10 protein-coding genes are annotated in these 14,838 nt (G+C 71.1%); 3 read left to right on the top strand and 7 right to left on the bottom strand.

What is annotated here, in order from left to right; genetic code table 11:
- Nucleotides 1-94 precede the first annotated feature (94 nt).
- Both LXT23_RS02230 and LXT23_RS02225 read left to right on the top strand, forming a co-directional pair.
- Complete coding sequence (locus LXT23_RS02230; protein WP_253978384.1) at nt 95-2,860, top strand: hypothetical protein; 2,766 nt, start codon at nt 95-97, stop codon at nt 2,858-2,860.
- Nucleotides 2,861-2,872: 12 nt separating this feature from the next.
- Nucleotides 2,873-3,331 (top strand): hypothetical protein, encoded by a 459-nt coding sequence (locus LXT23_RS02225; protein ID WP_253978383.1) that lies wholly within the window; start codon nt 2,873-2,875, stop codon nt 3,329-3,331.
- A 690-nt stretch (nt 3,332-4,021) separates the two neighbouring features.
- On the opposite strand, the gene LXT23_RS02220 is transcribed toward LXT23_RS02225, so the two are convergent.
- The gene (locus LXT23_RS02220) at nt 4,022-5,032 is read right to left on the bottom strand and encodes a Rossmann-fold NAD(P)-binding domain-containing protein (RefSeq protein ID WP_253978382.1); all 1,011 of its coding nucleotides are present in this window, start codon (nt 5,030-5,032) and stop codon (nt 4,022-4,024) included.
- Nucleotides 5,033-5,105: 73 nt separating this feature from the next.
- The gene (locus LXT23_RS02215; RefSeq protein ID WP_253978381.1) at nt 5,106-6,116 is read right to left on the bottom strand and encodes a Rossmann-fold NAD(P)-binding domain-containing protein; all 1,011 of its coding nucleotides are present in this window, start codon (nt 6,114-6,116) and stop codon (nt 5,106-5,108) included.
- Between the two features lie 137 nt (nt 6,117-6,253).
- On the opposite strand from LXT23_RS02215, the gene LXT23_RS02210 reads away from it, so the two are divergent.
- Nucleotides 6,254-6,850, top strand: a complete 597-nt coding sequence (locus tag LXT23_RS02210; RefSeq protein ID WP_253978380.1) for a TetR/AcrR family transcriptional regulator — start codon at nt 6,254-6,256, stop codon at nt 6,848-6,850.
- Between the two features lie 70 nt (nt 6,851-6,920).
- Here LXT23_RS02210 and LXT23_RS02205 read toward each other — a convergent pair whose 3' ends face one another.
- From LXT23_RS02205 to LXT23_RS02185, 5 genes are all read right to left on the bottom strand, one after another.
- Complete coding sequence (locus tag LXT23_RS02205) at nt 6,921-7,424, bottom strand: hypothetical protein (protein ID WP_253978379.1); 504 nt, start codon at nt 7,422-7,424, stop codon at nt 6,921-6,923.
- Nucleotides 7,425-7,520: 96 nt separating this feature from the next.
- Nucleotides 7,521-8,864 carry a short-chain fatty acid transporter gene (locus LXT23_RS02200; protein ID WP_253978378.1) on the bottom strand — a complete coding sequence of 448 codons (1,344 nt, stop codon included), beginning with the start codon at nt 8,862-8,864 and terminating at the stop codon, nt 7,521-7,523.
- A 107-nt stretch (nt 8,865-8,971) separates the two neighbouring features.
- Nucleotides 8,972-12,076 carry an FG-GAP-like repeat-containing protein gene (locus LXT23_RS02195; protein ID WP_253978377.1) on the bottom strand — a complete coding sequence of 1,035 codons (3,105 nt, stop codon included), beginning with the start codon at nt 12,074-12,076 and terminating at the stop codon, nt 8,972-8,974.
- A 129-nt stretch (nt 12,077-12,205) separates the two neighbouring features.
- On the bottom strand, nt 12,206-12,907 hold the full coding sequence (locus LXT23_RS02190) for a hypothetical protein (RefSeq protein WP_253978376.1): 702 nt from the start codon (nt 12,905-12,907) through the stop codon (nt 12,206-12,208).
- 171 nt (nt 12,908-13,078) lie between these two features.
- Nucleotides 13,079-14,650, bottom strand: coding sequence for a sensor histidine kinase (locus tag LXT23_RS02185; RefSeq protein WP_253978375.1), 1,572 nt, complete (start codon nt 14,648-14,650; stop codon nt 13,079-13,081).
- Nucleotides 14,651-14,838 lie beyond the last annotated feature (188 nt).

Genomic DNA, 14,838 nt, shown 5'->3' with positions numbered 1-14,838 from the left:
TCCCCGGGCGCTGCTGCTGCTCGCGGAGTGAGGAGCGCCAGGGCCTGCTGATTGCAGACACGCCTCCGTGCTTCATGCACGGAGGTTCCCGCAAATGCATACGCAGCTCAGACGCTGGGTTGCCCTGGGGGTGGTGTTGCTCGCCGCCCAGGCGCTGGCCTGGCCCCATGTGAATCGCATCATTGCTTCGCCCGTGTATCACCGCTGGGTCTATCTCTCCGCGGGCTGGCACTCGTTCAACACCACGGCGCTCTCCGCGGGCGCGGACCCCATCGTGCGCGTCTGGGGACCGCTCTACTCGGGCTCCACGTACATCGGCGACGGTGAGCTGGGCCACGACGACGACAGCGGCGGCGGCACGGATGCGTACCTCTGGGTGTACCTGCCCTTCGCCAACTGGGTGCAGGTCATCGTGCACGCGGAGCACGGCGGAGTAGGGGGCACGGGCAACCTGGTGCAGGACGGCACCACCGTGCTTGCCACGGGCGCCACATTCTCCGGCAACCGGCTGGGCGCCGGCGGCGCCTACGGGGCGACGACCACGTACGAGACGGCGCTCGCGCCGGGCGGCCCCGCCGACACCGTGCTCTACGGCATGGCCTGTGACGGCACCATGCTCCGCTGGGACGACAACAGCGGCGTGGGCCTGGCGGCGCGCATCGCCAGCACCGCGAGCATCTGCTACGTCATCCTCTCCAGTGGCACGCAGCCCGCGGGCTTCGCGTTCGTGTACCTCAACGACTGGGGCACCGACACCGACGGAGACGGGCTGGGCCGCGCGCTGGAGAACGAGCTGGGCACGTGCGACGGCAACTCGCTCGCGTACTGCTCCATGGTGTTCAACACGAAGGACTCGGACCGCGACGGCCTGTCGGACACGGCCGAAATCTGCGGCGTGGATGACCCGTCCTTCCCGCAGCACCTTCCGCGCTGGGGCGCCAACCCGCGCCACAAGGACGTCTTCGTCGAAATCGACTACACCACCGACTTCACCAGCCAGCCCTTCACCGGCGCGGACGCCGCCACCGCGCAGGCGCTGTTCAACACCGGCTCGGCGGCCGACCTGGACAACCCGGACGGGCTGCCCGGCGTGAAGCTGCACCTGGACATCGGCGTGGCCACGGCCGCGGGCGGCGACGTGACGCTGTATGGCAACTGGGGCGGCTCCGGGCAGTCGTCGGACCCGAGCTACCCCAGCGCGGCGGACAGCCAGCGCGCGGTGGTGCGCCGGGGCCTCTTCCGCTACGCACTCGCCGGGCTGGGCGACGGTGGCGGGCAGGGGTGGATGCCGGGAGACCGGCTCGGCTGGGGCGTGAGGACGTGGGAGCGCTACGTCGCGTCCTTCGCCCACGAGCTGGGCCACAACCTGAACCTGGGGCACGAGGGGCACCACACCTGGGGCTCCATGAACTGCAAGCCCACGTACAGGAGCCTGATGAACTACGCGTTCCTGGGCGGGCAGTTCTCGCTCGGGGCGAACACCACGGCGGTGAACCCCGCCAGCTCCTACGAGGCGTCCGGCACGGGCGGTGACGCCAGCTACCTGGCGGGCAACCCGTTCTTCCTGACGGCCACCCCCACGCAGGTGGACTGGAACCGCGACCAGCTCATCAACACCTGGGTCCGCTCGCCGCTGACCTGGGCCACCTGGGTGGGCTGCGACGCGATGACGGCGAACTACCAGAACCTGCTGGACGGCCCGTTCTACGGGGCGACGCCGGACCTCGTGAAGCTCAACGACCGGCTGTATGCCTTCTACACCGGCGCCGACGAGCGCATCCGCTACCGGCAGGGCGTGGTGTCGGGACGCGACTGGCGCGGCTCGTGCCCGGGGGGCAGCACCGTGGGCGCCACCTGCATGACGTGGGGCCCGGAGGTGACGGTGCCCACCGCCGCCAACGCGCGGGGCGTCTCCGCGCTGCAGTTCGGCAGCGGGGTGATGCTCTCCTTCCGTACGGCCATCAACAGCATCCGCGTGCTCCACAGCACCACCGTGGACGCGAGCGGCAACCTGACGGGCTGGAGCCCGGACACGTGGATGGGCTCCAACACCACCCAGGAGCCCGAGCTGTCGCTCATGTACGTGGACCCGGCCCGCTTCGGCGTGAGCCAGGTGGCCGCCCTCTTCGCCTCCGAGGCGGGCCAGCACCGCTGGTACACGGCGACGGCGCTCGGTGGGGCGTGGACCGCGCAGGGGCAGGTGCTGCGCACGGACGGCACCGCCGTGTCGGGCAACATCGCGCCCGGCGTGGTGCACTGGCCCAACCGTGGCGCGGGCGTGAGCCATGCCTCCATCGGCACCGCGTGCGGCGCGTTCCCCGAGGGCGTCAACAACGACATCGGCTTCTACTGCTACGACAAGCCGTCGCACCGCTTCACCCGGGTGAACGCGCTGCGCGCCGGGACGCAGGTGAACCGCAAGCCCACGCTCGCGTACCACACGTTCCGCAATGACAGCGGCCTCCCGCTGAATGGCGACACCGTGCGCGGGCAGTTCTGGATGGTGACGGTGGGCGGCAACGCGCCCACGGTGTGGATTTCCGACCCGCTGGACGCGTCGCGGCCTCCCGCCACATCCACCGACTTCCGCAGCTGGGGCGCGGTGGGCAACGCGTGGACGAATCTGATGCCGGGGGCGGGCATGAGCATCTACGAAGACCTGGACCTGGCGGCGATGAAGGGGCTCTGGGCCTTCGACAAGGGAGGCGGCCAGGCGTACTTCCAGTTCTTCCCCCTGTTCGACGGGACCCCGTGGGCCACGCTCCGGGACGGCAACGACTTCCGGGTGATGGAGCGCGGCATCTGCCGGGGCATCAAGGACGACGCGTACTGCGGCAGCAGCGGCCGCTGGGGCTACTGAGGAGACATGCACATGAAGACCATCCTGATGCAGCTCGCCTGTGCCGTGGTGCTCGTCTCGGCGTCGGCGCATGCGGAGAAGGGCGGCACGCCGGCACCGGGGGAGGGCAGCGTCGCGCCCGAGCCCCTGCGCATCGAGAAGAACCGCACCGCGGAGGAGGTCGCCGCGCTGAAGAGCCAGCAGTGCTCCAACGACGCCTTCACCGCCGACGTGAAGGGGAAGAAGGTCCCCGAGGCGCGGGACGCCCTGGTGCGCTTCGCCCCCGAGCAGAAGCAGGCGCTGAAGCGGGCCCTGGCTGAGGGGAAGTGGGTGCCCCCTCCCGTGAAGCCGGAGGTGCTCGCCGAGCAGCAGCGCTACCTCGCGGAGGCGGCGAAGCTGGAGCGCGCGCTGGCCCGGGAGCCCGCGCGGCTCGCCGCGGAGAAGGCGAAGCTCAAGGCGCGGGTTCCGGCGGAGCAGGACCGGGGGGAGTGAGCCGCGGTGGTGAGGGGGAAGCTCAAGGCGCGGGTTCCGGCGGAGCAGGGCCGGGGGGAGTGAGCCGCGGTGGTGAGGGGGAAGCTCAAGGCGCGGGTTCCGGCGGAGCAGGGCCGGGGGGAGTGAGCCGCGGTGGGAGCGTCATTCACTGACGCTCCCGACGCCCGCTTCGCGGTGACATGCGCGAAGCGGGCGACATGGCACCCGCAGGCGTGGAGCGGGGAGGCCGCGCGGGCCTGTCTCTCATTCTGAGTACCCGAGGTGGCTGCCGGACGCGGCCGTTCCGAACCTGTCCGACTGTCCGACAGGTTTGCGCCTCTGAGTACCCGAGGCGGCTGCCGGACGCGGCCGTTCCGAACCTGTCCGACTGTCCGACAGGTTTGCGCCTCTGAGTACCCGAGGCGGCTGCCGGACGCGGCCGTTCCAAACCTGTCCGACTGTCCGACAGGTTTGCGCCAGGTGTCGCCGGCAGGGGGCCACGGCCTGGTTCTCAATCGCTCAGAATGCGCACCACGCCCGGCAGCGCGAGCATGCGAGGCGCACGCCCGGCGTGAGAGCGAGGTGTCGCCGCCCGGCAAGCGCGCCGGGGCTCGCCGGTGCCGCTCATACGCGCCGAGGCTCGCCGGTGCCGCTCACGCGCGCCGAGGCTCGCCGGTGCCGCTCACGCGCGCCGAGGCTCGTCGGTGCCGCTCACTGGCGGCGGATGCGCGTACCGAACTCCTGCAGCCGGGCGACGACGTAGGCCGGGTCCAGCAACCGCTCCGGATGGTAGAGCCCCGGCTTCACCGGCGGCCCCCCCGCGAGGCCCAGCAGCCGCTCCACCGCGAAGGCCACACCCCGTGCGCTCATGCCCGAGTGCACGTCCGGGTCCACCAGCTCGTGACGCACCGGCCCCGTCGTCCCGTCCGCGCGCTCGCCCGTGATTTCGATGATGACCTCGTGCGACGGGCCCTGGCCGGCGGGACGGCTCGCCGCGTCCCGCACCGCGAAGTCGAGCCGCACGGACCTCGCGCCCGTCTCGGCGGGGAGGCTCACCACGTCGAGCAGCGGATACGCGCGGCCTCGCCACTTCGTCCCGTCCACGCCAACGAACTCGCGCTCCACGTCCGCCCCCTGCGCCCAGAGGAACTTCCCGTCCTTGAGCAGCAGCGGGCTCGGCACACCCTTCGTGACGCGCTCCATGTCGCCCTGCGCGGCCGGGCCTCCCACGTCGTCCGAGTCGAAGACCGCGCTGACCTCAATCGAGTCCACGCGCCGGAACTCCCGGGCGAAGTGCAGCGTCGCCAGCGCCGTCGTCCCGCCCAGGAAGTGCCCCAGCATCAGCACCGCCGAGCGGTCCGGGTGCTGGATGTGCAGCGCCACCGCCGGGCCGATGTCGAACACGAAGTCCGAGAAGGGGATGTAGGGCACCCCCTTCGCCTGCGCGTACTTCATCGAGTTGAGCGTCTCGTCCTTCAGCAGCGCCACCACCGCGCTGAAGGAAGCCGTCTCCGGGAGCCCGAGGTCCCTGCGCTCCAGGTCGACGCGGACCGCGTCCGCGTTGCCCAGCTCGCGGGCCAGGGCCTGGGCCTTCTCCAGATTCCTCACCCCCAGGGTGATGGGCAGCGCGGGCTGGAGCCGGCGCAGCGTCTTCGCGGCCCGGCTGCCGACGACGCCGGTGCCTCCGATGATGAGAACGGGCTTCTGCGTGTTCGAGGACATGACGGTAGGACTCCTCCGGTCCATGGGACCGGGGCTGTGTCTGCGTGGAAGGGTTCGAGGGAACAGGGATGAGCTACGCGCGGCGGATGCGGGCGCCGGACTCCTCCAGCTTGCGGACGTAGTAGGCCGGGTCGACGAGCATGTGGGTCAGGTACAGCCCCGGCGCCACGGGCGGGCCTCCCGCGAGCCCCAGCAGCCGCTCGACGTGGAGGGCGACGCCCAGCGCGGTCACCGGCGCCTGGCCTCCGGGATGGACAATCTCGTGGCGCGTGTGCCCCGTCGTGCCGTCCTTCTTCCGGCCGGTCAGCTCGATGACCATCTCCGTCGAGAACGGCTCGCCCCGCCGCCGCGCCGAGGACTCACCCACCGCCAGGTCGAACCGGATGGAGCGCGCGTCGGTCGCGGCCGACAGGCTCATCAGGTCGTGCATCGAGTAGGCCTGCGCCGCCACCTGCGCGCCGTCCACGTTGGTGAAGGTGCGCTTCGCCTCCTCGCCGCCAATCCAGCGCCACCGGCCGTCCACGAGGACGAGGTTGTTGGGCGCCGCCTTCGTCAGCCGCTCGAGGTCCGCATACGCAGCCGGGCCCCCGATGTCCTGCTCGTCCAGGACGGCCGCCAACTGGAGGGTCTCCAGCGACTCGAACTCCCGGGCGAAGAGGAGCGTCGGCAGCGTCGTCGCTCCCACCAGCCAGCTGCTCGCCATGAGGATGGGCGCGCTGGCGGGGCTGTGGACGTAGCGCCCCACCTCCGGCCCAATCTCGAACAGCCCCGTGGAGATGCTGACGTACGGCACCCCCTTCGCCTGCGCGTACTTCATCGAGTTGAGGGTGTCGTCCTTCAGGAACGTCACCACCGCGCTGTAGGCCCGTGCGTCCGGCTGGCCCAGGTCCGCCCGCTCGAGGTCCACCCGCACCGCGTCCGCGCCGCCCACCTCCTTCGCGACGGCGCCGGCCTTGCCGACATCCCGCCCTCCAATCGTGATGGGCAACGTCGGGTGCAGCCGGCGCAGCGCCTTCGCGGCCTGGGAGCCGACGAGGCCGGAGCCTCCGATGATGAGGACGGGCTTCTGCGTATTCGCGGACATGACGGGGCGCTCCTCTGCCGGCGGGGGCAGGTTGGAAATGGAGTGGAAAGTCCCTACTATTGGTAAGTTACTGGTGGTAGGTTCGCCACGTTTTCTTGGAGGAGGCCGCGCGGGAGGGTTACGAACAGCCACGTGCCATGAGTGAGACCCCAGCCAGGAAGCTGCCGAAGGCGCAGCGACGGGAGCAGCTGCTCGACGTCGCGATGCAGCTCGTGCGCGAGGAGGGGACGGACGCGCTGACGCTCGGCTCCCTGGCCGAGCGGGCGGGCGTCAGCAAGCCCATCGCCTACGAGCACTTCAAGACACGCTCGGGGCTGCTGATTGCGCTCTACGAGCAGCTCGACAGCCGGCAGGTCGTGGTGCTGCGCGAGGCGCTCGAGCGCACGCGGAAGCGGCTGGAGGACATTGCCCGCCTGATGAGCACCGCCTACATGCATTGCTACACGTCGATGGGCCCGGAGTGGCATGCCATCTCGGCCGCGCTGAAGGGCGACGAGGAGATGGAGGCCTTCCAGCGGGAGCTGCTCGACAGGTACGTGGACCTCTACTGCGAGGCGCTCGCGCCGTACTCCTCGCTGAAGAAGGACGAGCTGCACGTGCGCTGTGTCGGCATCATCGGCGCGGCGGAGGCGATTTCGCGCGACATGCTCCGCGGCCGCATCGACGAGCCCACCGCCGCCGCCACCCTGGCCTCGCTCATCGTCAGCTGGCTGTCCCGGAAGCAGGAGCGCTGAGACACCGACGCCCGCTCGTGGCCTTTGGGGCTCCGGCGGGCGTCGTGGACTCCAGGGGCTTCAGGTGACGTCAGTTCACCTTGACCTGGACCTCCTTGAGGACCTGGTCACCGCGCATCACCGCCACCGTCCAGCTGCCCGGCTTGTTCAGGCGGACGCCGGTCCACTGACGCGCGCGCCAGCCGTCGCCCTTCACCTTCACGTCCTTGGTCTCACGCACGACGTTGCCCTGCTTCGTCTGGACCATGATGTCTTCGATGGAGTCGCCCTGCGGCACCAGGTACGCCTGCCACAGCATCACGGTGGTGCCGGCCTTGAGGCCCTCGGCGCCAACCTCGGCGATGCACTCGAACTTGTTCGGACCGTCCTTGGCGACTTCGGTGCAGAGCTTGGCTTCCACGAGGATGGGGCCCTGGCCCTGGCCCTTGTAGAAGTAGTTCCACGTGTCGCGCACCGAGTCCGCGCTCGGTGCCTTCGCGGGCTCCTTGGCGGGCGCCTCGGCGTCCTGCGCCATCGCCAGCGACGACATCCCCAGCACCGCGCACACCAGGCTCCGCGTCAGCATCTTCTTCATGTCTCGAGGTCCCCTCTGTTTGTCTTTGGGTGGGCGGCCCCAGGGCCGCACGCCTGCACCCCTGTCTAGCACAGAACAGCCAAAGCTCGCCTGCCCTCACCCGAAGAGGAAGAAGGCCAGCGTCACCGTGGGCAGGTAAACCCCGAAGGCCACCAGCAGGAAGCCAAGGATGTCCTTGAAGTCCAGCCGCGCCACGGCCAGCAGCGGCAGGGCCCAGAAGGGCTGGATGAGGTCGGTGGCCATGTCGCCCCAGGCATAGGCCAGCACCACCTTCTCCGGTGCGACTCCGAGTGTGGCCGCCGCATTCAGGAGGTATGGGGCTTCAATGGCCCACTTGGAGCCACCGGAGGGGACGAAGTAGTTCACGACCCCGCTGTAAAGATAGACAATGGCGGGGAACGTCTCGCGGGTGGAGAGCGACACGAACAGCTCGCCGATGCGGTCCGTCAGCCCGGTGGCCTTGAAGATGCCGTAGATGCCGGCGTACAGCGGGAACTGGAGGACGATGCCGTGCAGCACGCTGGCGGCCTCCTCGCTGGCCTTGAGCAGCCGCGCGGGCGTGCCGTGCAGCAGCACCGCGAGCACCAGGAAGCTGAAGTTCACCACGTTGAGGTTGAGCCCGCGCCAGCCGCCGTTCAGCCACAGGTGCCGGCCCAGCCACACCAATCCCAGCACCCCGAAGACGACGTTGAGCGCCCGCGAGTGGTCCAGCCAGAGGGCAGGGCTGCGCTCGCGGGGGCGCTCCGGCGGCACGAAGTCCGCCAGCTTCTCCAGCACCGCCGGGTCCACGCGGACGGTGTTCTCCGGCCGCGGGTGCAGCGCCCAGGCCAGCAGCGTCAGCAGGCCCACCACGCCCAGCGTGAGGCCCACGTTGAAGGGCGAGAAGAGCGTCCTGTCGATGGGCAGCACGCCCATGCTCTTCTCCAGGAAGTGGCCCGGCGTGGCGACGAGCAGCGGCGCGGAGGCGGACAGGCCCGAGTGCCACGTGGCGCCCAGGCCGAAGTACGCGCAGGCCACCAGCAGCCGGTAGTCCACGTCCGGGCGGCGCCGCACCACGAAGCGCACCAGCATGGCGCTGGCGACGAGGGACAGGCCCCAGTTGATGTACGCCAGCGCCATGGAGACGAAGGCCATCAGCGCCACCGCGCCCCGGGGCGAGCGCGCCAGTCCGGCCACCCGCACCAGCAGCGCGCGCACCGGGCCGGTGAGGGCCAGCAGGTAGCCGGTGAACATCACCAGCGCCATCTGCATGGAGAAGCTGAGCAGCTCCCAGAAGCCGCCGCCCCACGCGTCCACGACCTTCGCCGGCGCCGCGTCCGCCCAGCCCATGGCCAGGCCCATGGTGAGCAGGCTGAGCAGCACCGCAATGGCGAAGGAGCTGGGGACGAAGCGCGCGGAGAAGCGGCCGAGGCCTTCTGCGATGCGGACGAGGGTCTCCACGCGGCAAACGCTCCTGGCGGTGCCCGTCCGGGACGGGCAGGGGAAGGCAGTTCTACACTCCGAGCCGCCCTCCCCGTGCCTGGATTCGCGCCGTGGCGCGGCCCGAGCTACTGCCCGGGCTGCACGCGCAGCTCCGCCGCGAGCAGCTCGCGCACCCCGTCACCGTCGAGGTCCGCCATCACCCCGGCCACCGTCGTGTCCGCCACGCCGTCCTGCGAGCGGCCCAGGGCCATGCTCCAGCGCAGCCACGCGGGCTCCTGGCCTCGCCAGGACACCACGCCGATGCGGTCCTCGCGGCGCACCACCAGCTCCCCGCGCCCGTCGCCGTCCAGGTCTCCCGCCGCGGCAAACGCATCCCTGCGCTCCAGGGGCCAGCCGCCGGAGTCGTCTCCCCTGTGCCACAGCGCCAGCACCTCCGGCTGGCCGTGCGCCAGCGTGGCCAGCATGACGCCCTCGTGCCCGTGCAGGAGCAGCTCGTCGCGTCCGTCCGCGTCGAGGTCCCCCGCGCTCAGCACCTGCCCTTCGGGCTCCAGCGGCCACTCCCCCACCGGCGCCCCGTAGGGGAGGAACATCACCGGCTCCAGCCAGCCGTTCACCAGCGTGAGGCCATGGTGGGTGCGCACCAGCAGCTCCCGGCCCCGGGAGCCCAGGAAGCGTCCCACGGCCACCACCGTCGTCTCCGGCTCCAACGCGTCCTCGCCCAGCTGCTCGCCGTAGGAGAGGAAGCCCACCGGCTCGAAGCCATGGTGCGTGCCGCGCAGCAGCGTCCAGCCCTTGTCTCCGCGCAGCACCGCGTCCGTATGGCCGTCACCGTCGTGGTCGGCCACGGCCTCCAGGCGCACCCCGTGACGCAGTGGGTTGCCACCCAGCTCCGTGTCGACGGGGTAGACCGCCAGCGGCTCCAGGCCCTGCTCACCCCGGCGCAGCACGCCGAGCGCGCCCTCGTGGCTGGTGAAGAGCAGCTCCGCGCGGCCGTCGCCGTCCACGTCGCCCGCGCCCTCGAAGCGGTCATCGGGACGCGGCAGCCACTCGCCGATGGCGGACTCCCACGCATGGGCGTGGAGCAGCCGCATCGCCTGCCCGTCGTCACCGAGCATGGCGAGGCCACGGCCATCCTTGAGCACCAGCGCGTCCCGCCCGTGGCCGTCCAGGTCCACGGCGGCGAGCAGCTCCTGGTCGCGCGTCCAGTCCCAGCCACTGTCGGTCGCGTCCTCGACGAGCAGGCCCCGCACCCAGGCGCCTGCCTGCGCGCCCACCCGCAGCGAGGCGAGCAGCCCCGGGGACATGCTGCCCGTCCCGTCCTTGCCGGCGGCGGGGGTGGCCCAGTCGCAGCCCCCCGCGATGCACAGGCGCCTCAGCGCCGCCACGGCATCATTCACGAAGGCCCATTTGAAGACGGTGGCCACGACGGACAAGGGGTTGAAGATGGGCGTTGGCGTCTCCTCGGCCAGGGGGAGGTGCGAGGTGCTGGTGAAGGTGGAGAGATACGTCTCCACCACGCCCTTGGTGACGTAGACGACGTCCGCCTTCTTGTCGCCGTTCACGTCCGCGAAGAGCGCGGAGCTGGTGTCCGAGCCGAACGCGAGCATCCTCCGCATCGGACCGAAGGTCCCGTCGTCGCGGCCCAGCTTCACGTGGATGGCGCCGGTGTCCTGCGCGACGAAGTCCATGCGCCCGTCTCCGCTGATGTCCACCAGTGTGGCGCGCTTGTCCCAGTCCGTCCCCCACTCGATGAGGGTGGGCTTGATGGCGTCGAAGTACCCCAGCGCCGTCGCGAGCTGCACGTAGATGACGTGGCCGCGGATGGCCACCCAGTCCGCCCTCTTGTCGCCATTCACGTCCGCCAGCCGCACATAGGGCTCCCACGGGCCGGGCAGCAGCTGGTAGCTCTTCGCCTCGGTGCCGGGGAATCCTCCCACGAGGGGATACCCCCAGATGGTGCCCTCACCGGGGAAGACGAAGTCCGCGCCCTGCGCGCCATCCACCTGGGCGAACCGGGGGTTGCGGTTCCAGCCGGTGTCCGGCCACTTCTTGCGCAGCGTGGGCGGGTCGATGGTGCCGTCTCCCCGGGAGAGGCCCACCCAGAGCGCGTCGGTGCCCACCCACAGGTAGTCCGCTCCCTTCAGCCCATCCACGTCCGCCAGCTGCACGGCCGACGCGAGCCAGCCGCTGCTGCCCAGCGGAGTGGACCTGGGCACGTCGAAGAGGCCCGTGCCCTTGGACTTCGCGACCCAGAGCTGGGTGTCGCCCGGGAAGGCGAAGTCGGCCTTGCCGTCACCCGTCATGTCCACCACCTGCGCGGCCGTGTCCCAGCCGGTGCCCGGAGTGAGGGGGGTGGTCTGTAGCGGCTCGAACCTGCCATCGCCCTTCGCGAGGGCCACCTGCACGGAGGTGCTGTCCGGGAAGACCAGGTCCGCGCCCCTGGTGCCGTCCACGTCCGCCAGCTGCACGCGCTCGCGCGCGTCTCCGCCCGTGGGCGAGAGGGAGGAGTGGTTTATCGGCCCGAGGAAACTGGCGTCGTAGACGATGCCCGCCAGCCAATCGTCGAAGCGGTCGACGCGGACGATGGAGCTGTCGAAGTTCGTGGGGAGGTAGCTCTCGATGACGCCCGCCAGCCGGGCGGTGGGGCCGTCCATGAGGTAGCACGGGCCGCCAGAGTCGCCGCCGTAGACGGACTGGCCGGCCGTGTTCTGGTGCAGGACGTAGTTGTCCGGCTCCACCTCGTCCACCTTGAGGTCCGCGTAGCGCAGGATGCCGAAGGTGCCCGTCGGAGTCTCCCTCGAGTAGCCCATGCAGCGCAGCGTCTTTCCCGTCAGCACGGGGCCCGCGTAGAGCTGATGCGGTAGCGGAGGCAGCGTGACGGCCTTGTCGAGCCCGAGGAGCATCACGTCCAGCGTCGCATGCTTCTCGACGATGACGGCGTTGGCCGACTCGCCGGTGGGCAGCAGGACCTTGATGCCGCCCACGGACGGGAGGCAGTGCTTCGCCGTGAGCACCCAGCGCGCGCTGATGAGGGTGCCGCTGCAATCCTTGCCTGTAACCTGCACCACGCGCGTGGACGCGGGAAGGGGGACGAGGGTGCCGTTCAGGATGGGCGCGGCCTGACTCGCGGGCCGGGGCTCCGAGGACTCGGGAGTGGAGGGGGTTGGAGCGCCGCAGGCGGCCACGGCGCCGGCCAGCAGCAGGGAGGAGGAGAGGCTTCGAAGGTGCATGCAGCGGGCTCCCGGAAGGGAAGGGGTGCCCGCTGCTTCATCAACCTTCGTGCCAGCGCTGCGTCCGGGGCCGCACGGCCGCTGTCACGCCCGGAAGGCGCCGGTGTCACACGCCCCCTCCGTGCGGTGTCACGGCCCCTGCTGCCCGCCGCCGCCGTAGGCCTCCAGCTGGTCGTCCAGCTGCTGCCACCGCGCCTGGGCCTGCCGCTGCCGCTGCAGGTTGGCCTCCACGCGCTGCTGCGTCTGCCAGGCGTTGTCCCGGGCCTCCGCCAGCCGCGTGGCCAGCGCCTCGCCGTCCAGCTGCCGCGCGCGGACGTCACCGGCGCGCTGGAGCGCCACGTACTCCGTCATCTCCAGCTCCGCGTTGGCCACGTCCAGCTCGCGCGCCCGCATCTCCTGGAGGGACTCGCGCGTCGTCACCACCCGGTCCCAGTAGTCCACCTGGGCCTGGGCCGCCGCGAACTCCAGGTCTCCCTCGCGGAAGCGCTCCTGGACCTGGAGGATGACCTGCTCCTGCCCCATCTCCCGCGCGGCGCGCAGCTCGGCCTCGTCCACCTCGCGCCGGGCCTTCGCCGCGTCTTCATTGGCCTTCGCGACCTCCAGCGCCCGCTTCGCGTCCTCCAGGGACACCTGGGCGCGGGTGATTTCGTCCTGGGCCTTGCCCTGGGTGAGCCGGGCCTTGCGCACCTGCTCCATCTCCTGGGGCGGGAGGCGTGCCAGCCACTCGTCCTCCACCTTCGTGTTGGCGCGGTCCGAGCTACAGCCGCCCAGTCCCAACAGGACTGCCCCCAGGACTGCCACGAGGGCCCGACGCCCGTTCGTCTGGACCATGTCTTCCTCCCATGCAGTGGTTCCCTGCTTCACGGTAGGCATGTGCCAGGGGGATGGCAGACGGTGCCTCGCGCTCGCCGGTGCGAGGGCGGGCGGGCTCCAGCCGCCCGCAGGCCCGTTCCCCGCCTCCGGGCAGCCAGCCACGGCGGGCGGCACGCTGGCGCCGCGCCCTCAGACGTGGGCGTCGTGCAGCGCGCGCGTCGCCAGCACGGGGAGCGACACGTGGAACGCCGAGCCGTGCCCCAGCGCGCTCTCCACCCAGATGTGGCCGCCGTGCCGCTCGACGATGTCGCGGCAGATGTAGAGCCCCAGGCCCAGGCCACCGAAGCCCGACACGGGCGCGTTGCGCGCCCGGAAGAAGCGCTCGAACAGGTGCGCCTGCTCCTCCTTCGGAATGCCGATGCCCGCGTCCTGCACCGTGACGACGGCATCTCCCCCCGAGTGCGTGAGCGTGACGCGCACCTCGCCGCCCAGCGGGCTGTACTTGAGGGCGTTCTCCAGGAGGTTCGTCAGCACCTGCGCCAGCCGGCCCCGGTCCCCCTGGACGAGCACGTCCTCGTCGGGCGCGGTGTACGCCAGCACGTGGCGGTCGCTCGTGTCGCGGAAGTCGGAGAACACCTCGCCGACCACCTCCGGCAGGGACACGGGCGTGCGCTGCAGCTCCATCCGCCCGGCGCCCACAAACGAGGCGTCCAGCAGGTCATTGATGAGCACGGACAGCTTGCGCACCTGGGCCAACGCCTTGTCTACGCGCCCGGGCGTGACGGGCTGGTGCGACTCCAGCGCGTGCCTCAGCAGCTGGAGGTGGAGGCGCAGCGGCGTCAGCGGCGTCTTCAGCTCGTGCGAGGCGATGGAGAGGAAGTCGTCGCGCACCTGGATGGCCTCGTGCGCTTCGCGCAGCAGCCGCTCCTGCTCCCGCTCCGCGCGCACGCGCGCCGAGACGTCCCGGAAGCTCCACACCCGGCCGGTGATGGTGCCCCGCTGCCGCTGGGGCAGCGAGTAGCGCTCCAGCACGCGCCCGTCGCGCAGCTCCACCACGTCGAAGCTCTCCGCCTCCGGCATCGCGTACAGCTCGCGCACCCGCGCGAAGAACGCCTCCGGGTCCTTCAGCCTGTCGCGCACCGTGTCCAGCATCGCCGCGTCGCCCAGGCCCGCCTGCGCATCGCTGAGCCCCCAGATTTCCTTGAACCGTCGGTTGTACGCGGTGGCCTCCCCGGCGCGGTCCACGACGAGCAGCCCGTCCGCCGTCGACTCGAGCGTGGCCTCCAGCACCGACACCGTGTGCTGCAGGCCCTCCTGGGCGCGGCGCTGCTCGGTGATGTCCACCATGATGCCGCGCAGCCGGTGGGGCCGCCCGGCCTCCTCCACCACCGTGACGATGTCTCGCAGCCACACCACGCGCCCGTCGGAGGCCAGCATCCGGTACTCGAACTCGTGGGGCAGGCAGGCCTCGGCGGCCTCCCGGCAGTGCGAGGGGGCCCACTCCCGGTCCTCGGGGTGCAGGTGCTTCAGCCAGAAGTCCGGCTCCTGGTACCACCGCTGCACCGGGTACCCGAGCAGCCGCTGCGCCTGCTGGCTCACGAAGGTGAAGCGGAAGGACGGGTCGGCCTCCCAGACGATGCCGTCGATGCTGTCGACGAGCCCGTCGTGCGCGGACCGCTCGCGGCCGGGGTGCTCCGGGCCGTCCTGACGGGAGCTGCCAGGCGCGAAGGGGCCTGGCAGGTCTGGCTGGATGAAGGCCATGGCGCTCTCACTCGTGGGACCCGGCAGCTCCAGAGGAGCAGGGCCCGTCGACCCAACACTTCATCGGGTGTGGATTCGGCGCATGCCTCGCGGCGATGGGTGCCGCCCCGGAGTCCGGGCGGCCGGGGCCCTCGCCAGGTCCGCCGCCCCGGAACTGCCTTGTTGACGCCTGGGGCTCAATCCAGGGG

The organism is Pyxidicoccus xibeiensis (assembly GCF_024198175.1).
In the GTDB taxonomy this organism is placed as follows: domain Bacteria; phylum Myxococcota; class Myxococcia; order Myxococcales; family Myxococcaceae; genus Myxococcus; species Myxococcus xibeiensis.
This window is presented reverse-complemented; position numbering and strand designations above follow the sequence as displayed.